The sequence below is a fragment of the Pseudomonas sp. B1(2018) genome (assembly GCF_003097365.1).
In the GTDB taxonomy this organism is placed as follows: domain Bacteria; phylum Pseudomonadota; class Gammaproteobacteria; order Pseudomonadales; family Pseudomonadaceae; genus Aquipseudomonas; species Aquipseudomonas laurylsulfatiphila.
Genome location: NZ_PYUK01000005.1, coordinates 220,241 through 242,155, shown reverse-complemented (window position 1 = coordinate 242,155; position 21,915 = coordinate 220,241). Strand labels below are relative to the sequence as shown.

Below are 21,915 nucleotides of genomic sequence, written 5' to 3'. Positions count from 1 at the left end.
ATTGTCGAGCCCTATTTTATTTTGTAGGGTTCACGATTTCACCGACACGACGGTACACTTTCTTCGTCATCTCTTCGGTTGAGTGTCCGAGCAACCGACTGGCGTGGTCTAAGTCGATTTCGCTGGCTGCTTTTGGTCGAATGTCTCGGAACTGAAACTCTCTAATGCCAACAGCTAGTGCAGAGTCGCCATTGGCAGCAGCTTTGATTGCAGCCTTCTCTCGAGCTTCATCCCAACGATTCCGGAGCATCTGCTGACTCATTCTAAGGCCGGATGTGTTGGTAATCAGTGTCGACGTTTTAATGCCGTTGATTGATTTGCGCTCAAGCAGTGCGTCGATGAAGGCGCTCAAGTTGGATTGGGCGCCTTCATCTTCCAGGCGGATGCGCAGGCGTTTCTCTGTTTTGCCCTGGCCGACCATCAAGAAGCCATTGTTTAAATCGGTTGCAGCAGTTTTCAGAACGTCTGCAGGGCGTTGGCCGGTGAGGTACGCCAGGTCCATCGCGTCTTTGAGCTCCTGCACGGCCTCGGCGTAAACTGCATTCCACACGGTCTCACTTGCGTAGTAATCCCGGGGTTTTTCTTTGTTTCGTCGAACACCAAAGCATGGGTTTGCCCTATCGGTGAGGCCCCATTCCCTTGCGATGGTAAACATATGCGAAAGCAGCGCGATTTCACGGTTCGCCCTGACCTTTGCGGTTCGGGTATCCCGATAGAGTGCCACCACCTGGGGGGTGATGGACTCGATGGGGGCGTTTTCGAATGCTTTTCTGAGCTGTTTTAGTTCCTTGAGGTTGTCCTGTTGGGTACGCGGCTTCTTCCCAGGGATGATCTTTTCTTCGTAACGGTCGAACAGCGAGCCCATCAAATGGGCTGGCTTCGGCGCCGCCTTATGTTCTAGTCGAGCCCATTCGATCCTTGCCTGGTCGATATCGCTTCCCAGCGGGATTTCTTTTCTGTTTCCGGCGGCGTCCCTGCCGTTGTAGTAGTACCCAACCCATGTTTCGCCGTTCTTTCGTGCGCGGGTTCTGCGGATCATGCGCGGCGGCAAATCCCGGTTGGCTGCATTCTTATGGCGCATTGATCAACTCACGTTCGCAAGGTCGAGTGTCCAGGCTTCGGCGATCGCGTTGGACGCTGAGGGTTTCACGCCAGCTAGTTTCAAGCGTGCGTACATACGGCCTACGATCGGACGACGGGCACCGGTTAACACGAACTGCCAGTGATTATCCATCAGCCACTGAATTTGCCGGGAAGGGGTCTGGTAGCCAGTTATGGTGGCTAGTTCGTCTTCGGCAAGCGTTTCTCTTTGCATTTCCATGGTGCTAGTCCATCCCGTGCGTGACGGTTGAATGTTGTGTATTACGGCGAGCGATGCCTTCGGCTTGGCGCTGTTTGCTGCATTTTTGGTGGTTGCCATGTGCCCGCGACTTGTTGCACTTGTCGCAGATGGTTTGTAAATCGAGAGGCGGCATTTGCCCGCTCCGGATTCGGACTCTTCGGCGAAGGGCTGTCATGGGGTGCTCCTCATGCTGCGTCCTCCTGGGCAGCCGGCACCAGAAGTGTTGCCATAGCGAGCGCTTGATCGCGGAGCGAGAGGGTGTCTCGTTCGAGTTTTTTGCCAGTGCGGAACGCTGCGAATGTCTCTGCCGCGATTCTGAGTTGCTCTGCGATGGCCAGCAGGGTCTGACGCTCTTGTTCCCCGAGTTTCGAAGCGGCCAGTGCGCGTTCGTAGTGGGAGTACAGTTGCATCCAGCGGCCCTGGGCCTGATCAAGCGAAAGATGCAGGTTGCGGATCGTTTCCGAGTCATCCGATTGTTGAATAGCCTTGCCTTCGTCAATGCCCTCAATTCGACCATCGATTAGACCGCCGCGATAGCCGGCCCAATAGGTGAGGGCGAAAAGCAGGATCAATACGATCAGGGCGAAAATTTCAATTGCTGTCATGTGCTGTGCCTCGGTAGAGCCCGCCGCCGGGATTTTTGGTGAGAGTCCGGCGACGGGATGTAGCCACGTGGGTTGAGTGATTACGCGCTGAAGGTGCCCAGGGTCAGGATCGCGGCGCCGCCGACTTCTTTGGCGAGTGTCGTTTTGAACTCCTGGGCGATCTCCTCGACTTGCTGTTCTTCGCCAGCCCAGCGCAACTTGAGCGTCGGTTTGTCATCGCCGGTCAGGATGCTGAGTTTCAGGGTGAAGACACGCACAGCCAGGCCTTCGTATGGGATCAGCGAGAAGTGCAGAGCTTCGATGCGGCTTTCGGCGCTCGCGGCTTCGATGCTGTCCATTGCGCTACGGGCGGCGCCGAAGTTGTGCTCGCTGCTGGTGGCCGAACTGCGGGCTTCGATGGTGATGTTCCGTACGCTGGCGACGGCGGCACTGATGGGCATGGTGCCGCCACCTTCCTTGCTTGCCACAAGGCTGAGGTGCCAGTCTTCGATCCACTCGGCCAGGTCCCGTTGGCTGAGCTTCCTCCCGGCAATTTCTTGCAGCGCCTTGTACGCGGCAGTTGGCTTGAGTTTCAAGATCGCCACGTCGTCGGCGTGACCTGGGGTGATTTCATCGCCCAGGTTGAAGAACACTTTGCAGCTCATGTCGTCTTGATTGATGAAACCCTGCGCCTCGGGACCGTTGCGGGAGATGGTGTAGTTAGCAAAATCCCCCAGGCTGTGGGTGGAAAGCGTTCCGCGAAAGCGCGAGCGGAGAGCCTGGAGATGTTCCAGATTGTGAATTTTGACGTCCGCGGGCAATGCCGTCACAGGTACCAGTGTCGTAGGCAGGGCGGTGGCTGCGTGGGCTTGAGCCAGGATGTGTTCGAGTGCGTCTTTAGCGAGTGGCATTGATGCTTCCTTTTGGTGAGAGGATTTGGTACTGCGTAGCGGTGTTGCTGTTAGCGAGGAACTACCGGCGTGTCTTCGCTCTTGAAGAGCTGCGAAGTCGGATCGTTCTGGAACAGCGTGAGGCCTTGCGGCGTGAGGTACAGCGGTGTGTCCAAGGTCGAGTCTTCGCGCAATTTCCCGCGTTTGGTGGGTTGGGCGAAATCGAGGGTGTGGCTGACGGCAACCTGATTGCTCTGGCCGATTTGCTTCATCTTCAGCTTGATGGTCACTTCACCGGCCTTGCCATAGTCAATGACGCCGGCGGCGACGTTCGAGAGTGCTTGGCCGATTTGTTGCGCAAACACACCGGCATTGAGTGAGTTGAAAAAGTCGTTCGTGTCTGTGGCTTTCATGTGCTGTGCCTTATTGAGTAGATGTTGTTTGCCCCTGAACGGCAGGGGCCACCGTTGAATCAGGCCGCTTCTCTTTTCGCTTGCGAGTCGAGGTAGTCGGCAAGGTCATGCAGGTACACAACGGCTGTGCCTTTGTTCCCAGATCCGCCCAGGCGGGTCACTTTCAGCTGAATTCGTCCGGCGCTGATGCGGCGTAGTAGGTAGCGGTCGCTGGAAATGTGGGAGAAGTAACGCTGACGGATGGCCGATAGCGTTGGGCATGGTGTTGCCCATTCCTTTCGCAATTGGTCAATGGTGTTGCTCACGCAGCATCCTCCCCGAGCCCCTCCGATGGGGGCAGCAACTTGAGGCGGATCATTTCGGCGAGGCCTTCTTTGCTCTTGCCCCTGGCTGCGGCGCAGATCTGGCCTTTTTCGTCAGCGACCACGGCGCCGAAAGGAAACTCGGGCGAGTTGGTGGGGGTGACATAGGCCACCTGGCCTTCTTGAATCACGTCGTTGACGCAGCGAAATACTTCGGCCAGTTCCACTGTGCGGCAAGGCATGCTGTCCAGCAGGTCAATGGCTTCGCTTGCGGCACCAATCAGCGTGGCGCGGCTGACCACACCCGGGCTGTCCAGATAGATTGGAATCAGCCGCAGGGCGCCGAGGGCTTGCGTGTAAGCGTTAAAGTAATTGGTTTTCATGCTGCGGCGTCCTTGTGCGTGATGGCGATGCCCAGCTTCTTCGCCAGCCATTGCACGCCTGCCTCGGTGACCATCACCACGGCGTAGTGCTTGTAACGGTTGGTGGTTCCGATCTGGACACTGCGCGGGTCTGAAAACAGATTGCCGCCGCCACGGTGATGGCTGGCCAGGTCGCCGCTTTGCGTCAGCACGCGGAGCGCCCGCAATTGTTCGCGAAACTTTCGAGGTTTGAGGCCGAGCACTGCGGCCGTTTCGTCCAGGGTGCGGTTCATGGTGCGGTCCTCAGGCTGCGGCTGCGCGGGCGCGCAGAATGTCCACGATGGAGTTGAGGTTTTGGCGGAGCTCGTCGATGGTTCCGAAGTTCGCCAGCACCAAGTCATGCTCCGTGCTGCGGATGCCGTCTTCGCTGACGTGTGCGTTCACCGCCGGCGCAGATGGCCGATACAGGTGAATCACAACGCCACCGCGTTCGCGGATGAACTGGGCTTCGTTCTCAAACCGAAGGTCGCTGACGACGAAGCCGGTGGCGTTGTCGTGGGTGCGTGCCAGCAGGTCGAGGTTTTGCGCGGCCAGCAGCAGCCACAGTTCAGGGTGCACAGTGTTGCGGCCCCATTCGGTGCCCAGGGACTGCATCAATTCGCGAGGAGAGCGGCCCAGCCAGGGGAGCGGCTGTTCTTTCTGGTCGCCTTCGAAGTCGCACGGGCTCAGGTTGAGGATGTGCATCAGGCCGTCACGTAGCGGATCGGCGAACGCGTAGGACTGGAATCCGTGATGGTTCACCAAGTGTTGTGCTGCTGTGTCTTTGCCCGAACGAGCCCGTCCAGCAAGACCGATTAGAAGTGTCGTCATGCTGCGTCCCCCCCGAACGGGGAGAAATCTTCATCGGCTGCGGCGGTGTTGTGAGGCTGAATTGCCTCGGTGTGACCTTTGGAGGTAGTGATCACCAGCAGTCCTGTGCGGCGCTGGATGGCCTCTACGGCTGCGCGGCTACTGCATGCAGCTGGATGCAGGTAGACAGGGCAGCGGGTATTGCTGTGCTGTGTGGTTTGCATGTCTCGTACTCTTTGGTGAGAGGTGTACGAGGCGGACTATACGAATGCTCATAATTTCAGTCAATGCGAATTCGCATAATTTGTTTCGTGGGCGTAAAAAACCCGCTCACTGGCGGGTTAATTCAGAAGAGGGGCAGCTGTGATGGTTTAGCCGCCGACTCCGCCGCCTCTCCAGATGACACGGCCTAAAATTGGCATTTCATGAATCGCTTCCTCGGAAACGGGCTCATCTGGATTCGCTACTTTGTCAGGGTTGTCGCTTCTTATTACCCAGGTACCTGAGAGCTGTTGAGTCAGTCTTTTTATGCTATTGCCACCGTCTGGTCGGCGGATTACATAGACTTGCTTGTCTCTCGGCTCTGTCGACGATGTGTCGAAAAGCACAACGTCGCCCTCGAAAATATACGGCTCCATGCTATCGCCATCGGCATAGATAACGTACAAGTTTTCGGGTTTTGCTTTCATTCGATGCAGCCAGTCACGCTTAAATGCAAGCCCCTCGGTGGTTTCTACATGCTCATTAAGGTAGCCGTGCCCACAAGAACCCTTGGCCTTAAATTGTGGAATCAACGCGTAGTCCTTTGCGCTTGGAGAGCCGGTAGGCGCCTCGGATCCGGAGCCGAAAAGAAGCCAATCGGGAGATACACCCAAAGGTCGGGCTAGCGATTCCACAGTTGGCTTTCTAGGACTTGAGCTTTCGCCAGATAAAATTCTGTTGATCGTGGGTTGTGGGACCGACGACCTGCGGCTTAGCTGGCTCTCATTCAATCCAAGCTCGCGCATCTTGTTGCGAAGACGCTCTGCAATATTCACCGGCACACCATACGTTTTCGAATTATGCGAATTGTATTGCGTGCAGTTATACGTTTTTGTATGATTTGTTATGAGGAAGTTCATTGAGACAGAGTCATGACAATTCAGGAGATGCTTGCCTATCTAGCGGGGCGTGGGTTTTCTCAGAAAGCGATAGCTGATGAGGTCGGGTCAACGCAGCCGACCATTCATCGCGCCAGTAAGGGCGCGGGGATTTCTTACGAAACGGGAAAGGCAATTGAGCGAATTTACCTTCGAGAAAAAGAAGCGGCTGACCTGAACTAGGCAGCTTAGAAGGGTGCCGGGCTGGGGCCTCTCACCATAAGAATCCCCCAGCCCAGCGGTGGCGATACGCAGCACACACCATAACGCCACATGAAACACCGGCCTAAAACCTCTCACCAAAGAAACTACAGGCCGGAAGTAACGAGCTACACGTACATGCAAGTCGCTACATAGCGCGTCGGCCCAGGACCTCTCACCATAAGAATCCCCTGGGCCGACTGGAACGATGAACCGTGCTGCACAGCACGATTCGCACAGCACATCGGTCGTGGTCGTAGGATAGAGCGTGTTTGACTCTGCGGCCACACCGTAAACAGGGGATTTACGGTTATGAGTCGCACTGATCTTTTGCCGGACGCTGGTCCGGTCCTTTCTCTACGCCAGGCGATCTATCGCGCTGGTCGTGACTACAAGGGTGGAATTACCGCTCTTGCCTTTGACATGGTGTTGGACAACGACACTCTCCAGAAGAAACTCAAGCTCGACGACGATCGCCGCTGGCTGAACCCTGATGAGCTTGAAGAGCTAATCAGGCTGACTGGCGACTCGCGTTTGCTTGATGCATTGATGCGTGCAGCGGGTGCCGTTTGGTATCGCCCGGTGCCGGTCCCGGCGACACGCGATGCTCTGAAGGCCGTGGGCAAATTGCTCGGCGAGACGGGTGAGTTTGTAGCCAAGATGCACGATGGTGCGGCCGACAATGTTTGGGAGCTTCATGAGGTCATGGAACTCGAAAAGCACGGTATGGACGTGATCCGCGAAGTTCTCGGCATCATGGCGGGTGCTCGTCAGGCGATGGAGGATCGCAACCATGGCTGATGAAATCGATCGTGCCAACGACCAGGCGCAATACCTGCTCGACGTTGCCCTTCAGCGCAGTCGGCGTGTGCCTACGAATCGCGTCAGCGCACAGTTCTGCGTGGATTGCGACGAATCTATTCCGTTACGCCGACAACAGTCGATTGAGGGTTGTGAAACCTGTGTTGACTGCCAGGGGTTGCGGGAGGCTCGGCGATGAGTGAACCGGCCAAAGGAATAGCCATCGCCAGTTGGGCAAAACGTTACATCAATACCTTTGACCTGGCCCTGGTCTCTATTGAACCCGGTGAGAAAGGCCCCAAGGGCAAGGGGTGGAACAAGCCGGGCGGTTACATCACTGACGCCGCCACGGCTGAAGTGTTCTGGCAACGAAACCCCAACCACAACCTCGGCGTCGTGCTCGGGCCGAGTCGTGTCTGTTCGCTGGACGTCGATGATGTTCAGTGGACCCGGCATGTGTTGTATGAGCTGCTGGGTATCGATCTGGATGCCATGGCGCTGGTGTATCCGACCATAGTTGGTAACCCAGCGCGCTTTCGGGTGGTGTTCAAGGTGCCGGACGGCGTTGAGCTGAGCCGGCATTCTCTTTCATGGCCGAATGAAAAAGACCCTGACGGTTCGATTCACAAACGCCTGATGGATAAGGCCAAGGCGGCGAAAGAGCAGGGTGATGCCGATGGGGAAGCCTTGGCCCGCGCTGAGGCTGAAGAATACAAGCGCTTCACGGTATTCGAACTGCGTGCTGGTTTGGTGCAGGACGTTTTTCCACCGTCGATTCATCCAGGTACCGGTAAGCCTTACACCTGGAGAACCCCACCGAATGCCGCGGACGGTTTGCCAACGCTGACCGATGAGTTGCTTTCTGTCTGGAAAAACTGGGACTTCTTTAAGCGCGATGCCGAGGCGGCGTGCCCCTGGGCGATCAAGCCTACAGCGGTGCCGGCGAAAGTTTCCAAACGTTCAGCTGCGTCGGTGGGTCAGCGGCCGTCGGTGATTGATGAGTTCAACCGCTGTCATGATGTTGAAGAGCTTTTGCGCGCGCACAGTTACATCAAACGAGGCAGTAAGTGGCTTTACCCACAGAGCAGCACAGGGCTGCCCGGCGTGACGATCAGTGAGGAGGGCAAGGTCTATTCGCACCACGGTGCCGACCCCCTCGCAAACGGGCATCAGAATGATGCTTTCGAGGTGTTCTGTTTACTCGAGCACGGCGGCGACCAGTCAAAGGCAGTGAAAGACGCTGCCCGCATGCTGGGTATGCAGCATTCATCACGCCCTGATCCGCATGACCTTCCCCCGACCCCATCCGGTGAGATGAGCGAGCCGAACTGCGCGAACGATGACGCCAGCGAGGCCGCTCCTGCGGCTAACGGGGGGGCGGGGGAGGTGATGACGCTTGATCACTTGCTTCGGCGTTTCGCATTGGTCGAGGGGACCACGCATGTGTGGGACTGCGATCAGTCGCGGGTGATGAAAAAGTCAGCGTTCGAAGCTCGGGTTGGCAAGCCGCTCGCGAAGGCGTGGCTGGATGACACGGGCAAACGGTTGATTGCAGATGATCATGTCCGCGACATCGAACAGGCACGACGCATGGCGGGCAAGAAGGGCGGTGCGCTGGGCATGCCACCGACTGACCGATACGTGTACATCGATGGCACCAAGGATGTCTGGGACCGGGAAAAGAAGCGGCGTATCGCCGAGGGCGCGGTGAAGATGGCACTGGGTGACACGTATCCGCTGTGGTTGAACAGTAGCGAGCGGCGCACTGTGGATGTCGAACATATCGTGTTTGATCCGACCATGAGCAAGGATCCTGCGGTGTACATCAACACTTTTGATGGTCTGCCGCTCGAGCCGGTCAGGGATGACGACGCCTGCGCCAACCTGCGTTGGCTCATTTCGTTTCTTTGCAACCACGATGAAGCAGCGGCCCAATGGCTGACCCGCTGGCTGGCGTATCCGTTGCAGCACCTGGGCGCCAAGATGGACACCGCGGTGCTGATGCACTCGATCATGGAAGGCTCAGGTAAAAGCCTGCTGTTCGCGGATGCACTGGGCATGCTGTACGGCCAGTACGCGGCCACAGTCGGTCAGACGCAGCTGGAGAGCAATTTCAACGCCTGGCAAAGCCGCAAGTTGTGGTCGGTATTTGAAGAGGTAGTGAGTCGCGATCAGCGATACAACCAGGTGGGCAAGATCAAACATCTGATCACCGGCAAGACGGTGCGGATGGAATCGAAGTTCATCAACGGTTGGGAGGAAGCCAACCATATGAACGCGGTGTTCCTAAGCAATGAAATTTTGCCGTGGCCGATAAGTGACAGCGACCGGCGGATGCTGGTGATGTGGCCTATGGAAACCTTGCCGGTCGAGCGGCAAAAGGCGATCGGGCGGGAGCTGGAACAGGGTGGCGTTGCGGCGCTGTACGGTTGGTTGTTGTCCGTCGATCTGGGTGACTTCAACCAGCGGACGCGACCACCTTCGACTGATGCCCGTGAGCGTCTGGTGGCCTTGAGTCGCGCCGGGTGGCAGACGTTCTTGCATCTGTGGAAGTACAGCGAGTTGGGCCAGGGGCTTTGGGGGCCGTGTCTGTCAACCGACCTCTATTCGCTGTTCCTCGAATGGTGTCAGCGCAACAAAGAGCATGTGATGAGTCAGACGAAGTTCTCGCTGTTCATCAGTTCTGAGGTCGATAAAACCCGCGCCATTCCCTGGACCGATGGCAACAACAGGCGCTTTGGTGCGTTCTTCTTTCCCGTCGATCCGGACGCTTCCCCGCCCCCATCACTGAAGGCAGCTGAGCTGGGCAAGCAGGTCGAAAACTGGCGGGCCAAGGCGAAGCTTGCGGGCTGGCATGTGGACAGTTGGGACCACATCAAGGCGGCTGCCGCATGAGTACGTCTAAAAGTGTGTTGGGTGTGTCAGGTGTGTGTCGGGTTGGTTTTGGCTACCCAGCACAATTTCAGGCCTTTGTTTTCGCGGGTTCGCGGCTGCTGTGTTGGGTGTGTTGGGTTTGGTGTCGCGTGCGCGCATGCGTGACGTTATTTTCACCGGAAGCAATGATCAATAAATTTCCTTATGCGAGGACTGAAAAACCCTACAAACCCAACACACTCAACTCAAAGTTAATAAAAGCATTGATTTTAAAGGGATTTATTTGTGTTGGGTTTGTGTTGGGTTGTGTGTTTTCTGTGTTGGGTTCGGTTTTTCGGGGGAAGGGACAATGATCGAGGAAATTGAAGCGTTGATGCAGCATTGGGGCGCTCAGCACGGCCAGGTAGGCGACGGTGGGGGCTTGGGTAGTCCGATGGCGACGATCATGCAGTATGGCGGCTGTGCTCCACGAGGCACTCCAGGTTCACGAGATCTAATGATGTCGGCAGGTGGTGGTCTGGACCACGCCAGTGCCGAGGTGGCAGCCGCTGTTGCCCAGCTCGAACGGCAATCGAAGAAGGGCGCCCAACTGGCCCTGTTGGCCCGTAATCGCTACTTGGCCCAGCCTCCCATGACCGTGCGCGAGCAACTGCGGTTGTTGCAGCTTGCTGAGGATGCCGACCGGACTTACCGGAACTGGGTTCATCGGCTGCACCAACAGGTGCTGTTGATACTGACTGTACGCAGCGCGACAACGCGTGGGCGCGATCGCCGCAGTGGTACACAGGAAACCAACCTGACTCGAGCATCAACGAGCAAGCGCGTCCGGTGCTGTTAACTACCGTTCGTCGGGGTGCTTTGTCGTGTTGTGGTCGTATTGTGGTCGTATTCAAGTCGTTTGTTGACCTACCGAAAATGACCCCTTTTCGGTTTTTCCGGAGGGGGGTAAAAAGTGTCCACGATATGAAATTTGCGCCTTGGCGCTCCCCGAGCACGTGCTGTGCACTCCGTCTTGGCTCACGTCATGACACTGAAACCCTGCCCCCCGGCGGGGTTTTCTTTTTTCCGTCCGGCACACTCCTTCACTTGAGGCACAACATGACAAATGAGCAGCAAGCGCTGGCAGAGATGCCGATCTGGTTAGTGATCGTCCTGGCCTTGGTCGGTGGCGTTTCGGGTGAGATGTGGCGAGCTGACAAAGACGGCGCGCGCGGTTGGGTGTTGTTGCGTCGATTGGCGCTGCGGTCTGGTGCCTGCATTGTTTGCGGCGTGTCGGCAATGATGCTGATGATTGCCGCCGGCATGTCGATTTGGACGGCAGGCGCCTTGGGTTGCTTGACTGCGATGGCCGGCGCGGATGTCGCCATTGGCTTGTATGAACGGTGGGCCGCCAAGCGTCTCGGCGTCAGTGAGTCGTCCGCCACTGGTGGTGAACCAGGGCAATGATGCGGCTTGAGATGCGTGACAACATCGACAAGATCGTGCGTGAGATGCGCGGACTGGCCCGCAACAAGGTGCCAACGGCAGCGGCCAAGGCACTGACGTTCACCGCCGAGCGGGTACAGCTCGCCGAGAAAACCGAGCTCGCCCGTGTGTTTGATCGTCCCACCCGCTGGACGTTGAACTCGATCTATAAACGCAGTGCCACAGCCACCCGGTTGTTCGCTCGCGTGTGGGTCAAGGATGAAGCCAGTTCGGGTGTTGCCGCCTCGAAGTACTTGCCGGTGCATATGGACGGCGGCAATCGACCGCACAAGCGCTTCGAAAAGGCACTGATCCACTATGGCCTGATGCCTGCCGACATGTATGCGGTACCAGGTCGACGGGCTCGAATGGATGGCAACGGCAACATCAGCCGGGGCCAGATCGTACAGATACTGTCAGCGCTTGGCGCCGCCGAGCGGGTATCGGGCTTCATGGCCAACCGCACGGTGCGCAGTAAACGGCGCAATCGCAATGCCCCTGACTACTTCGTTGGACGCCCAGGCAACGGCACTGCGCCGTTGGGCATTTGGCAGCGTGTCGGGAGCGGGGCGCGTCCCATCCTGATCTTCGTCAAGCGTCCGACCTACCGGCGTCGCTTCGATTTCTACGGTGTCGCCAATCGTGTGGCGGCTGCCGAGTTCGAACCGCTGTTTCGACGGGCATTGGCCCGCGAGATGGGCCGGGGGTGACGCCGGGCCTCGATTTCGCCCGGTGCTGGGGTGGCTTGGGCATGGGGCAGGGCCATGTTGCCATGATCAATGGGTCCTTCCGGACGATATTGAGAATGGGGTAATTCGAACCCCGACTTTTTTGCAGATTCAACCTGACATAGGGGGTTCCGCTTCCCTGTCAGCAACAGGACCAGACCATGCCAACCCAACGTGAAATCGCCGAACACCTGGACATGAGTGAGCGCAATGCCCGCGACGTGCTCAAGGGGTTGAGCCTGGACGGGCAGACGGCGCCCCTCGACGAGATCCGCACGGCTTACATCCGCGACCTGCGGGGAAAAGCGGCGGGGCGCGGGGGTAGCCAGCTCGAACAACTCAACAGAGCGCGGATCGATGACTTGCAGCAGAAGGCGGCAAACGGCCGGCTGGCGTATCACGAAAAGCTGCGCTCATTGATCTCCGCCGGCGAGGCTGAGCGGGTGCTGTCCGACTGGGCCAGCTTCGCAAACCGGGAATACCTGGGCGGCCTTGAGCGAATCCTTCAGGAAATCGAAAACGTGCAGAAACTCACGATTGATCGAACAGTGGTGGCCAAAGTTGCTGGACCTACAACCGAGCGAATTGCAGGCTACGCGCGAAAACTTGGCGCGGAGCTTGTTGGCAGCAGCGGGGAAATTCAACCCGCCGCGTGACATTCCGACCGCGCATTACCTGAGCACCGAGTTTTACCTGCCCTCAGAGAGCGGCGTGTTGCACGGGCTCTACGACTTCCAGTACACACCTTACTTTCTCGGCGTTGCCGCTGCCCTGGATGATCCGCGGGTCAGCGAAGTGGACCTGATGAAGGCGGCGCAGATCGGCTGGACGTGGTTCCTGATCGGCTACCTGTTCAAGTTCATTCACAACCTGCCGCGGCCGATCATGATTCTGTTTGCCAAGGAAAAGGACGGCAAGAACTTCCACGACGAAAAGCTTAAGTTCGGTGTCACGGCGAACACGGAAGTGGCGAAGCTGATGCCGGTCGACGTCAGTCGCACCTCCGGCAACCGCTGGGACCATAAGACCTTTCCGGGCGGGTTCCTCAAGCTGGTGGCATCCAACTCTCCCGGCAACGTCAAATCCACTTCGTCTGTCGGCCTGTCGGTGGTCGAGGAACCAGACGACACCAGCGACGACGTGAAGGGGCAGGGGGATGCGATCGCCCTGCTCGAAGAGCGTGGCAAGCGTTATCCCGGTTCGAAAATGTTGGTGGGTGGTACGCCGGCGATCAAGGGCGCGAGCAAGACCGAGGCGCGCTTGGCCCAGACCGATTGCCGGGTGTTGCCGATCATCTGCCACACCTGCGACCAGGCTCATGTGCTGGACTTCGCGCACATCAAGTGGCTGGACATCGAAGAAGAAGCCCAGCCCCATGAAATCTACGGGCGTGCGGATCCGGCAACAGCGGGCTATGCCTGCCCGCACTGCGGGGAAATCTGGGACGACTACCAGCGCAAGGAGAACATCCGCAACACGGTGTTCAACGCCATTGATGCCGGTGACCCGAACTGTGGCTGGGTACCGACAAAACCCTTTGCCGGGCGTGCCGGCTTCATTGAGCTGAACGAACTCTATGCCTGCCTGCCGGGCACCAGTCTGGCCGATATCGTGCGCGAGAAACTCAACGCAGAGCACCGAGCGTCGATGGGCGACCTGTCGCTGCTGATCAAGTTCGTCAATCAGAAGCAGGGCCGGGCCTACGAGTACAAATCCGACCTGCCCGAGGCGGACAAGCTGGCAGAGCGGGCGGAAGACTACCCCGAACTGTTCGTGCCCATGGGGGGCCTGGTGGTCACTGCCGGCGTGGACGTCCAGCATGACCGCCTCGCGGTAGTCATGCGGGCTTGGGGCCGGGGTGAGGAATCCTGGCTGCTCTACTGGGGCGAGATCTACGGCGAGGTGGTGTTGCCCGATCAGGGCGTGTGGCTGGACCTGGAGAAACTGCTGTTTGCTCCCATCACCCACGCCTGCGGTGCCAAGTTGAAGGTGCTCGCGGTGTCACTCGACACCTCGGACGGTACCGTCACCCAGGACGCGGCCTATGCGTTTTGCCGTAAGCATCAACAACGCGGCGTTATGGCGATCAAGGGCGCCAGCGAGCGAGGCAACAGCCGGGATGATGAACGAAAAGAAATCTTCAGCGCACCGCGGCAGGGGGTGGACACCGACAAAGAGCAGAAGGCGTCGAAGTACGGCCTGCGCCCATACATCGTCGGCACCTCGCGAGCCAAGGATCTCTGGATTGAGGGTCGATTGCCGCTGGCCGGAGACGGACCGGGCCGGATGCACTTCTACAAGACAGTGCGGCCGGATTACTGGCGGCAGATCACGGCGGAAGTGAAAGCCCCCAGCCGCCGGCATCATTACCGCAAGGTGTGGCAGAAAAAGGCCGGTGAGCCGAACGAAGCCACCGACTGTGAAACCTACGCCCTCCACGCGGCCCGCTCGCTGAAAACTCACCTGCTGCAAGAGCACGACTGGGCGGCGCTTGATGCCCAGATTCGGCAGGGGGCGCTTTTCTTCGATGCCCCCCCGGCGATTGAGCCGGCTCACGATCCAGATCCTGAGCCTGCTGCAGCTGCTGAGCCACCGGCGCCGGCCGCACCTGTTGAACCACCTGAGCTCCCGCCAACTGGCGGGAGAGTTATTTCTGGGCGCCGCAGTGCCATGCGTGTGCTCTCCCAACGCAGGAACTAACCCATGGCCATCACACTGGAACAGGCGCAGAGCCAGCTTCAAGCGTGGCTCGACGCAAGCATCAAGGTCAGTCAGAAACAGAGCTATCGCATCGGCACCCGGCAACTTGAGTACGCCGATGCCGCTGAAATCACGCGGATGATCGACTACTGGCAAGGCCAGGTTGATCGGCTGGCCAGCGGACGACCTCGGGGTATAACGCTGCGTGGGATCACGCCGTTATGAGTCGCGCACCGAAGGTTCCTGAGCCCACCTTGTTGGATCGGGCGATCAATTGGCTCAGCCCCGAAAGCGGCGCCAAACGTATGCAGGCGCGTATGACCTTGTCGGCGCTGGGTGGTTACAGCGGCGCATCCAAACGCAAGCGCTCGCTCAGTGCCTGGAATACGTCGGCGGGTAGTGCAGCGGCAGATCTGCTTCCGGATCTGCCGACACTGCGGGAACGTTGCCGCGACCTGGAGCGTAACAACCCGATCGGTGGCGGGGCGATCAATACGGTCACCACAAAGACGGTGGGCACCGGCCTGGCCCTCAAGTCGGTGGTCAATCGGCAGATCCTCGGTTGGGATGAGGACACCGCTCGGGAATGGCAACGCAACACCGAGTCGCTGTTCAAGTCCTGGGCTGAAACCACGGCGTGCGACATCACCCGCGAACAAAACTTTTATGGGCTGCAAGATCTGGCGTGGCGTTCCGTCTTGAGCAGCGGTGACGTGTTTCCGCTGCTGACGCACAAGGAACGTCCGGGTCAGCACTATTCAGCCTGCATCCAGTTGATTGAGGCCGATCGGATCTGCAATCCCTCGGGAAAGGCGGACACGGAAACGCTCACCGCCGGCATCGAACGAGATGCGGACGGGGAGCCCGTCAAGGCGCACATCCTGCGCAGCCATCCCGGTGCCCTGGGCGTTAAAGAGCGGGTCTGGGATGAGCGCCCGTTCTTCAATGAACGGGGTGGCCGGGCGCTGCTGCATCTGTATCGGCGCCGACGTGTGGGGCAACCTCGCGGTGTGCCGTACCTCACTCCGGTGATCGAAAAACTCAAGCAACTCGATCGCTACACCGACGCGGAGCTGGAAGCCGCCGTGGTGTCTGCGTTCTTCGCAGTGTTTATCAAACCCGGTAACGGCGGCCAGCTCAGCCCGCTGGCCTCGGCGGCGACCGGCAACACCCCGGTGGGCGGTGATAGTCCAGCCGGGCGCGAGTCGGGTGGTTGGGACGGCTCGCTCAGCGGCGGCATCGTGGCCGAGTTGGACGATGGCGCCTCGATCGAAACCGCCGCACCGGGACGGCCGAACCTGGCCTTCGACCCGTTCGTGTTGGCCATGCTGCGGCAAATCGGCATGGCGCTGGAGCTGCCATATGAGGTGCTGATCAAGCACTTTACCGCCAGTTACACCGCCGCCCGTGCGGCGGTGATGGAGGCCTGGCAGTTCATCCGCGGTTGTCGTGACTTCCTTGGCACCGGCTTCTGTCAGCCGGTGTACGAGCATTGGCTTGAGGAAGCCGTCGCTCAGGGTGATGTCGATGCCCCCGGCTTTTTCGATCACCCGCTACTGCGCTATGCCTACTGCGGCTCGCTGTGGGTGGGGGATGGCCCGGGGACGGTGGACCCGCTCAAAGACATCAACGCGGCCAAGGGGCGTGTCGATCTCGGCGTCAGCACCCTGGCCAAGGAATCCATGCTCTACGACGGCAGCGACTGGGAAGAAAACCACGAGCAGCGCGCACTGGAAGTGAGGCGCCGCATGGAGGACGGCCTGTCGGCAACGCCGGCCTCACAGCCTGAAGATCAACTGCCGCAAAACCCCGATTTACCTGAACGGACCTGACCATGACCGATAAACCAACCGACGCACCACCCGTGCACCGGGTGACGGCGTTCGACCTGGTGTCGCGTGAACCCTGGGCCATTACCCCGGACATGCTCAACACCATCGCCGCCATCGCCCGGCGTGAACATGAAGGCCCCGAAGCCGTGGAGGCTCGCCAAGGCCGCCCCCTGCAGAACAGCCGCACGGTCACCCAGCGCGGCAGTGTGGCGTTGGTTCCGGTCACTGGTCCGGTCTTTCGCTACGCGAACCTGTTCACCGCCTTGTCCGGTGCGACCTCGCTGGACGTACTGGCGAAGGATTTCACTACGGCGGTGGATGATCCACGTACCGAAAGCATCATCCTGGTGATGGATACCCCGGGCGGGCAAGCCAGCGGTATCGCCGAGTTCGCGCAGATGATTCGCGCCTCCCCTAAACGAGTAGTCGCTTACGTGTCGGGCAATGCTGCCAGTGCGGGTTATTGGATGGCCTCCGCGGCGCACGAGATCGTGATGAGTCGCACCGGTGGTGTTGGCTCTATTGGCGCCGTGCTCAATATCCGGGCCAACAAGGATGACGGCAGTCTGGAGATTGTCAGCAGCCAGAGCCCGAACAAACGCCCGGACTTTACGACCGAACAGGGTCGGGCCGTCGTACAGAGCCATGTCGATCGCTTGGCCGGCATCTTCATCGAAGACGTTGCGAATTATCGCGGTGTGACCGTCGACGACGTACTCGCCGATTTTGGTCAAGGCGACATGAGGATTGGCTCTGACGCAGTGGCGCTGGGCATGGCCGACCGCGAGTCCACGTTGGAAAACTTAATCGCTGAACTGAACACCTCAACTGGAGATCGATCAATGTCTACCACCGCAACGAAGCCAAGTAACGAGCCTGGCGATAAACCTGTCATCAACCGTGAGTACCTGGCCGCGAACCATGCCGAACTGCTGGCCACACTGGAGCATGACGCCCATGCCGCAGGTGCACGCGCCGAGTGCGATCGCATCAAGGGCGTCGAAGCCGCCGCGCTACCTGGCCATGAAGAGCTGATCGCCAGTCTCAAATTCGACGGCGTTACCAGTGGCCCTGAGGCTTCCGCCCAGGTGATCGCAGCGGAACGGGCCAAACGCACAAATGCCCTGGCAACGCTCCGCAGCGATGCCCCGCAGCCCGTCCCGAATGCCCCTGCACCCGACCCGGAACCGGCGGCTAAAACCACTGAGGATCCGGACGCGCCGCTGGAAGAGCGCGCCAAAGCAACATGGGATAGCGACAAGGAGTTGCGTAATGAGTTCGGCACCTTCGAGGCCTATCACGGCTATCGCCGGGCTTCCGAAAGGGGCCTGATCAAGGTCCTGAAAAAGTAAGTACCTGGAAAATCCTCTAACCCCTGGCCCTGGAGAATCCTATGCCACTTACCCTCGACACCCCACGCGCATACGAAACGGGGGACATCAATGATCTGCCCGTCGCCGGCGGCGCTCAAATTTTCGAAGGCTCGGCGATCGGCATTGTTGCCGCCAGCGGCCTGGCTCGACCGCTCGCCGCAGGTGATCTGTTTGCCGGCTTTGCAGATCGCAGTGCTGACAACCGCGTCGGCGGCGCTGGCGCGATCCGCGTTCGCACGCGTGAGCACGGCAAGGTTCAGCTGGCCGTCGCTGCGCTGGCGATCACGGACATCGGCAAGGCTGTCTATGCCAGTGACAGCGGCACCTTCGTGCTGACCGCGGCTGGAAATAGCCGCGTCGGCCATGTGCACCGTTTCGTTAGCGGCGGCGTTGGCATCGTCAAGTTCGCTGCGCAGGCCATTCCGGTCGCTCCGTAACACCCCGCGTAACTCCATTTTTTTCAAATTCATCCTTCTTCGGGAGAATCACCCATGGGTGCTGAAGTACTGTCCAGTCGTGCCGTGATCGGTACGTTTTACGAGCTGCTCGAACAAAATGTCGGCAATACCTGGATCGATGCGGTGTCCAACCTGTTCGACTCCGACCAGGCCAAAGAAACCTATCCATGGATCGGCATGGTGCCAACCCTGCGCGAATGGATCGGCGGGCGTCATGCCAAGGGCTTCAACAGTGCTGAACTCGAAATCGAGAACCTGCACTTTGAAGCGACCATCGAAGTCCTGGTCAAGGAGCTGCGCCGCGACAAAACCGGTCAGCTGCGCATTCGTCTGGGCGAGCTGGCTGACCGTACCAACGCGCACTGGGCGCGCCTGCTGTCGGTGTTGCTGCTCAACGGCGAGAGCCAGGTCTGCTACGACGGGCAGTACTACTTCGACACCGACCACCAGGAAGGCCAGAGCGGTGTCCAGTCCAACAAGATCACAACAACCATTGCCAACCTTCCGGCCAAGGTGCACGGCACCCCGACGGCCCCGAGCGTTGAAGAGTTCCAGCAGGCAGTAGCCAAGTCGGTCACCCAGTTGACCAGCCTGAAAGACGATCAGGGCGAACCGATCAACGAACTGGCTCGCGAATTCCTGGTGATGGTGCCGTTCAACCTGCTGAGTGTTGCCCAAGCGGCGCTGAGCGTTCCCCGCGGTACCAGCATCAGCGAAATCGTCATGCCGGATAACGTCGTGGTACGCGTGGTGGGCAACGTCCGTCTCAACGCCTGGCAGGACCAGTTCGTCACCCTGCGTACTGACGGTCGCCTGAAAGCGTTCATTCGCCAGCAGGAAACCGACGTGGTGATGAAGGCCAAAGCTGAAGGCTCGGAATACGAGTTTGACAACGATGCCCACCAGTACGGTGTCGACACCTGGCGCAACGTTGGCTTCGGGCGCTGGCAGTACGCCGTCCTGAACAAACTGGTGTAAGCCCGCGGGCCTACACATTATCGAGGACATCGATATGCCGAAGTACAAAGTTGATCAGCCCATCACGCTGTATAGCGGTGAGTTGATCTTGACCGCTGCCCAGGCTGCTGCACGTGCGCACAGCCTGGAACCAGTCGAGGGCAAAAAGGGGCGCTACGTCATTCTGGATGCCGTTCAGTTCAAGGCGGGGGAGGTGATCGTTATCCCTGGCGAACCGGACAAGGCGTTGGCGCAACGCGTGAGTAAGGTCGAGAAAGCAGCCGGGGGCAGTGATGGGGAATAAGACCTACACCGTCGTGTCCGGGACCTTTCGCGGACCGGACAACAAGGTCACCGCACTCGGTGGCCAGATTGAACTGCCCGCCGACGTTGCCGAACGTTTTCGCCATCAGCTGGTTGAGGTGAAGGCGGACGCCGTCGCCCAGCCAGTCCAGGCCAGCGTCCCTCGCAAAGGCACCCAGGCCAAGGAAGGTGGCAGTGCTTAACGAGGATCTCGCGGGCTTCCTGGAAGATTTCGACGTCGGGGGAGTGATTGATGGACAACCCTTTCTGGCGGCCCGAGATATGCCCGACGAGATTGTTGGAATGGGTGGGTTGAACAGTCAGTCCACCGGGTACGAGATCCTGGTTATCACCGCCGAGGCTGAACGCCTCGGCATCGACAACCCCAAGTTGATCAGCGTCGGTGGCGTCACTTTCCGGGTGCGCGATCGCCGCATGATCGATGACGGCGCTTTCAGTCTGGCCTCTCTCACCAAGGTTTAAATCCCATGCCCTCGATTCAAGAACGCATCGTCGAAAAGGCGAAGGCGCTGATTTTGGCTGCCGGTACGTTGGCAGAAGATCGTGTGTTTCGCAGCCGTACTGAAGCGCTGACGCGGGGCATGACCCCGGCCATCGTGCTGCGGCCTGACCTGGAAACCACCGAGCGCGAAAGCCACTCGGTGGACCGTAACCAGTTCGAACTGTCAGTTGAAATTCTGGCACGGGAGAACACCACCACCGGTGAGGCCTGGGACCAGGTTGCCGATCTGGTCAAGGTCGCGGTTCATGCCGTCATGCTGGCCGAGGATGCGTTTGTTGAGGCGGACCGGGTTCAACGCTTCTACATCGATTGGATCGAGGAAGACGGGGACAACACAGCCGGTAACTGCATGGTGCGTTACCGCTTCACTTACCTGTGCAATACCGGCGACCTGACGTCCGGCCCTACCTTTTACTGAGGAACACATTATGCAAATTGCATTCGGCAGCGGGTTGTTTTATGCCACCCCGCTGATGGACGCCTATGGCAACTCGCTGGCCTCACCGACCCCCATCCTGCTCGGCATCATGCAGGAAGCCTCGGTAGATCTGTCCTACGACTCTAAGGAATTGTTCGGTAGCGAGCAGTTCGCGGTCGACGCCGCGCGCGGTCAGGGCAAGCTGTCCGGCAAGGCCAAAGCGGCGCAGATCAGCCTTTCGCAGTGGAATGCGCTGGTGTTCGGCCAGAACCTGCAGCCCGGTCAGGTGCTGGTGCATCACGCGACCACGCCGACCCCTGTACCTGCCGGCGGCAAGATCATCGTGACGCCGCCCTCTGGTGGTCTTTTGGCAGGTGATCTTGGAGTACGTGGCGGCGGGGCGCTGCCTTTCGAGCGGGTGCTGAGCGCTCCTGAAGTCGGGCAGTACACCTATAACGCCTCGACGGGCGAGTACAGCTTCGCGGCGGCTGATGTCGATGTACCGGTGTTTATCGACTATCGCTACTCCGTTTCCACGGGCAAGAGTCTGTCGGTTCGCAACTTGCCCATGGGCGATATGCCGGTGTTCCAGGGTGAGCTGTACCTGAAGTACAAGGGCAAAGCGATCTATGTCCGGGTGCCGAACTTCGTCAGCAACAAGCTGAGCCTCGGTACCAAGCAGGACGACTACACCATCCCTGACTTTGAATTCACCGGCTACGCCGATGAGTTTGGCGAGGTCGCGTACTGGAGTGCCAGCGAATGACGGTCGTGAATATACCGGGTGTCGATTTCGCGTTTCCCGGGAAGGTATTGGTGATTCCGCCGCTGGCTCTGGGTGATCTGGAGCAACTGCTGGACCGCATCAACTCGGTGATGGCGGGCAACATGGACAAGGACGGCGTCGCGACCGTGATCGATGCGACGCACGCGGCATTGCGACGTAACTATCCCGATATCGAGCGCAGCGAGGTTGCCGCGCTGTTGGACCTGCGAAACATGCGAGATGCCCTCAATGCGGTGATGAACGCCTCGGGCATGGAAGTCCGGGATGCGACGCCGGGGGAAGCAGTGGCCCCTTCAACTGGGGCCAGCTCTACGCACACCTGATCGCCAGTACCGGCCAGAGTCCGGTCACGTTACGGCGTGACTGGGACATGGTCATGGTCGGGCACATGACCGACTACTGGCATCACCACCCACCGGTGCATGTGCTGGTTGCCGGGTACCTGGGATACAAGCCAACGCAGGCGGAGGGGCCGGCCCCTGATCTGGCGGCCAACATGGCGGCACTGGCAGCCGATATGCGCGACGAGCTGCCGCCGCATTTGCGCGGCGCACTGGATGCGTTTGTCGTGTCATCCGAGCCGCTTCAGTGATCGTGAACACCATCAACGGAACT

The 21,915-nt window shown here is 59.2% G+C and carries 32 protein-coding genes; 22 read left to right on the top strand and 10 right to left on the bottom strand.

Annotation, left to right across the window (positions count from 1 at the left end; genetic code table 11):
* Window positions 1-16 precede the first annotated feature (16 nt).
* From C9422_RS10285 to C9422_RS10230, 10 genes are all read right to left on the bottom strand, one after another.
* Window positions 17-1,081, bottom strand: coding sequence for a tyrosine-type recombinase/integrase (locus C9422_RS10285; protein WP_116580584.1), 1,065 nt, complete (start codon window positions 1,079-1,081; stop codon window positions 17-19).
* Between the two features lie 3 nt (window positions 1,082-1,084).
* Window positions 1,085-1,321 (bottom strand): DUF4224 domain-containing protein, encoded by a 237-nt coding sequence (locus tag C9422_RS10280; protein ID WP_116580583.1) that lies wholly within the window; start codon window positions 1,319-1,321, stop codon window positions 1,085-1,087.
* 206 nt (window positions 1,322-1,527) lie between these two features.
* Entirely contained in the window at window positions 1,528-1,947 is a 420-nt protein-coding gene (locus tag C9422_RS10270; RefSeq protein ID WP_116580581.1) for a hypothetical protein, read from the bottom strand.
* 80 nt (window positions 1,948-2,027) lie between these two features.
* The gene (locus tag C9422_RS10265; protein ID WP_116580580.1) at window positions 2,028-2,837 is read right to left on the bottom strand and encodes a DUF2303 family protein; all 810 of its coding nucleotides are present in this window, start codon (window positions 2,835-2,837) and stop codon (window positions 2,028-2,030) included.
* A gap of 50 nt (window positions 2,838-2,887) precedes the next feature.
* Window positions 2,888-3,229: a hypothetical protein gene (locus C9422_RS10260; protein ID WP_116580579.1), complete on the bottom strand. Its 342-nt coding sequence runs from the start codon at window positions 3,227-3,229 to the stop codon at window positions 2,888-2,890.
* 59 nt (window positions 3,230-3,288) lie between these two features.
* Window positions 3,289-3,534, bottom strand: a complete 246-nt coding sequence (locus tag C9422_RS10255; RefSeq protein ID WP_116580578.1) for a pyocin activator PrtN family protein — start codon at window positions 3,532-3,534, stop codon at window positions 3,289-3,291.
* The gene (locus C9422_RS10250) at window positions 3,531-3,914 is read right to left on the bottom strand and encodes a hypothetical protein (protein ID WP_116580577.1); all 384 of its coding nucleotides are present in this window, start codon (window positions 3,912-3,914) and stop codon (window positions 3,531-3,533) included. The genes C9422_RS10255 and C9422_RS10250 overlap by 4 nt, the downstream gene beginning before the upstream one ends.
* Entirely contained in the window at window positions 3,911-4,186 is a 276-nt protein-coding gene (locus C9422_RS10245; RefSeq protein WP_116580576.1) for a hypothetical protein, read from the bottom strand. The genes C9422_RS10250 and C9422_RS10245 overlap by 4 nt, the downstream gene beginning before the upstream one ends.
* A 10-nt stretch (window positions 4,187-4,196) precedes the next feature.
* Window positions 4,197-4,763 carry a deoxynucleotide monophosphate kinase gene (locus tag C9422_RS10240; RefSeq protein ID WP_116580575.1) on the bottom strand — a complete coding sequence of 189 codons (567 nt, stop codon included), beginning with the start codon at window positions 4,761-4,763 and terminating at the stop codon, window positions 4,197-4,199.
* A gap of 350 nt (window positions 4,764-5,113) precedes the next feature.
* Window positions 5,114-5,863, bottom strand: a complete 750-nt coding sequence (locus C9422_RS10230; RefSeq protein ID WP_116580573.1) for an XRE family transcriptional regulator — start codon at window positions 5,861-5,863, stop codon at window positions 5,114-5,116.
* Between the two features lie 12 nt (window positions 5,864-5,875).
* Between C9422_RS10230 and C9422_RS10225 the strand changes: the two genes are divergently transcribed.
* The 22 genes from C9422_RS10225 to C9422_RS10125 all read left to right on the top strand — a co-directional run bounded on the left by C9422_RS10225 (window position 5,876) and on the right by C9422_RS10125 (window position 21,892).
* Complete coding sequence (locus tag C9422_RS10225) at window positions 5,876-6,064, top strand: hypothetical protein (protein WP_116580572.1); 189 nt, start codon at window positions 5,876-5,878, stop codon at window positions 6,062-6,064.
* A gap of 330 nt (window positions 6,065-6,394) precedes the next feature.
* The gene (locus tag C9422_RS10220) at window positions 6,395-6,883 is read left to right on the top strand and encodes a phage regulatory CII family protein (protein WP_116580571.1); all 489 of its coding nucleotides are present in this window, start codon (window positions 6,395-6,397) and stop codon (window positions 6,881-6,883) included.
* The gene (locus tag C9422_RS10215; RefSeq protein ID WP_116580570.1) at window positions 6,876-7,082 is read left to right on the top strand and encodes a TraR/DksA C4-type zinc finger protein; all 207 of its coding nucleotides are present in this window, start codon (window positions 6,876-6,878) and stop codon (window positions 7,080-7,082) included. Before C9422_RS10220 ends, C9422_RS10215 begins: the two co-directional genes overlap by 8 nt.
* On the top strand, window positions 7,079-9,778 hold the full coding sequence (locus C9422_RS10210; protein ID WP_116580569.1) for a DUF5906 domain-containing protein: 2,700 nt from the start codon (window positions 7,079-7,081) through the stop codon (window positions 9,776-9,778). Before C9422_RS10215 ends, C9422_RS10210 begins: the two co-directional genes overlap by 4 nt.
* Complete coding sequence (locus C9422_RS32015; RefSeq protein WP_133249008.1) at window positions 9,775-10,110, top strand: hypothetical protein; 336 nt, start codon at window positions 9,775-9,777, stop codon at window positions 10,108-10,110. Before C9422_RS10210 ends, C9422_RS32015 begins: the two co-directional genes overlap by 4 nt.
* Window positions 10,107-10,595, top strand: coding sequence for a hypothetical protein (locus C9422_RS10205; protein WP_116580568.1), 489 nt, complete (start codon window positions 10,107-10,109; stop codon window positions 10,593-10,595). The genes C9422_RS32015 and C9422_RS10205 overlap by 4 nt, the downstream gene beginning before the upstream one ends.
* A 260-nt stretch (window positions 10,596-10,855) precedes the next feature.
* Window positions 10,856-11,203, top strand: coding sequence for a phage holin family protein (locus C9422_RS10200; protein ID WP_116580567.1), 348 nt, complete (start codon window positions 10,856-10,858; stop codon window positions 11,201-11,203).
* Between the two features lie 11 nt (window positions 11,204-11,214).
* On the top strand, window positions 11,215-11,931 hold the full coding sequence (locus C9422_RS10195) for a hypothetical protein (RefSeq protein ID WP_116580566.1): 717 nt from the start codon (window positions 11,215-11,217) through the stop codon (window positions 11,929-11,931).
* Between the two features lie 215 nt (window positions 11,932-12,146).
* Entirely contained in the window at window positions 12,147-12,605 is a 459-nt protein-coding gene (locus C9422_RS10190) for a hypothetical protein (RefSeq protein WP_133249007.1), read from the top strand.
* On the top strand, window positions 12,568-14,649 hold the full coding sequence (locus tag C9422_RS10185; RefSeq protein ID WP_218279142.1) for a phage terminase large subunit family protein: 2,082 nt from the start codon (window positions 12,568-12,570) through the stop codon (window positions 14,647-14,649). The genes C9422_RS10190 and C9422_RS10185 overlap by 38 nt, the downstream gene beginning before the upstream one ends.
* 3 nt (window positions 14,650-14,652) lie before the next feature.
* Entirely contained in the window at window positions 14,653-14,874 is a 222-nt protein-coding gene (locus C9422_RS10180) for a DUF6148 family protein (RefSeq protein WP_085715656.1), read from the top strand.
* Complete coding sequence (locus C9422_RS10175; RefSeq protein ID WP_116580564.1) at window positions 14,871-16,481, top strand: phage portal protein; 1,611 nt, start codon at window positions 14,871-14,873, stop codon at window positions 16,479-16,481. Before C9422_RS10180 ends, C9422_RS10175 begins: the two co-directional genes overlap by 4 nt.
* A 2-nt stretch (window positions 16,482-16,483) precedes the next feature.
* Window positions 16,484-17,833 (top strand): S49 family peptidase, encoded by a 1,350-nt coding sequence (locus C9422_RS10170; protein ID WP_116580563.1) that lies wholly within the window; start codon window positions 16,484-16,486, stop codon window positions 17,831-17,833.
* 41 nt (window positions 17,834-17,874) lie between these two features.
* Window positions 17,875-18,291, top strand: coding sequence for a cytoplasmic protein (locus C9422_RS10165; protein ID WP_116580562.1), 417 nt, complete (start codon window positions 17,875-17,877; stop codon window positions 18,289-18,291).
* Between the two features lie 54 nt (window positions 18,292-18,345).
* Window positions 18,346-19,290 carry a Mu-like prophage major head subunit gpT family protein gene (locus C9422_RS10160; protein WP_116580561.1) on the top strand — a complete coding sequence of 315 codons (945 nt, stop codon included), beginning with the start codon at window positions 18,346-18,348 and terminating at the stop codon, window positions 19,288-19,290.
* Between the two features lie 34 nt (window positions 19,291-19,324).
* Window positions 19,325-19,573, top strand: a complete 249-nt coding sequence (locus tag C9422_RS10155) for a hypothetical protein (protein ID WP_116580560.1) — start codon at window positions 19,325-19,327, stop codon at window positions 19,571-19,573.
* On the top strand, window positions 19,563-19,775 hold the full coding sequence (locus tag C9422_RS10150) for a hypothetical protein (RefSeq protein ID WP_116580559.1): 213 nt from the start codon (window positions 19,563-19,565) through the stop codon (window positions 19,773-19,775). The genes C9422_RS10155 and C9422_RS10150 overlap by 11 nt, the downstream gene beginning before the upstream one ends.
* Window positions 19,768-20,055: a hypothetical protein gene (locus tag C9422_RS10145; protein WP_116580558.1), complete on the top strand. Its 288-nt coding sequence runs from the start codon at window positions 19,768-19,770 to the stop codon at window positions 20,053-20,055. The genes C9422_RS10150 and C9422_RS10145 overlap by 8 nt, the downstream gene beginning before the upstream one ends.
* 5 nt (window positions 20,056-20,060) lie before the next feature.
* Window positions 20,061-20,513, top strand: a complete 453-nt coding sequence (locus tag C9422_RS10140) for a hypothetical protein (protein ID WP_116580557.1) — start codon at window positions 20,061-20,063, stop codon at window positions 20,511-20,513.
* Window positions 20,514-20,523: 10 nt separating this feature from the next.
* Window positions 20,524-21,279, top strand: a complete 756-nt coding sequence (locus C9422_RS10135; protein WP_116580556.1) for a hypothetical protein — start codon at window positions 20,524-20,526, stop codon at window positions 21,277-21,279.
* A complete protein-coding gene (locus tag C9422_RS10130; protein WP_116580555.1) occupies window positions 21,276-21,623 on the top strand; it encodes a hypothetical protein in 348 nt (115 codons plus the stop codon). The genes C9422_RS10135 and C9422_RS10130 overlap by 4 nt, the downstream gene beginning before the upstream one ends.
* Before the next feature lie 65 nt (window positions 21,624-21,688).
* A complete protein-coding gene (locus C9422_RS10125) occupies window positions 21,689-21,892 on the top strand; it encodes a hypothetical protein (RefSeq protein WP_133249006.1) in 204 nt (67 codons plus the stop codon).
* Window positions 21,893-21,915 lie beyond the last annotated feature (23 nt).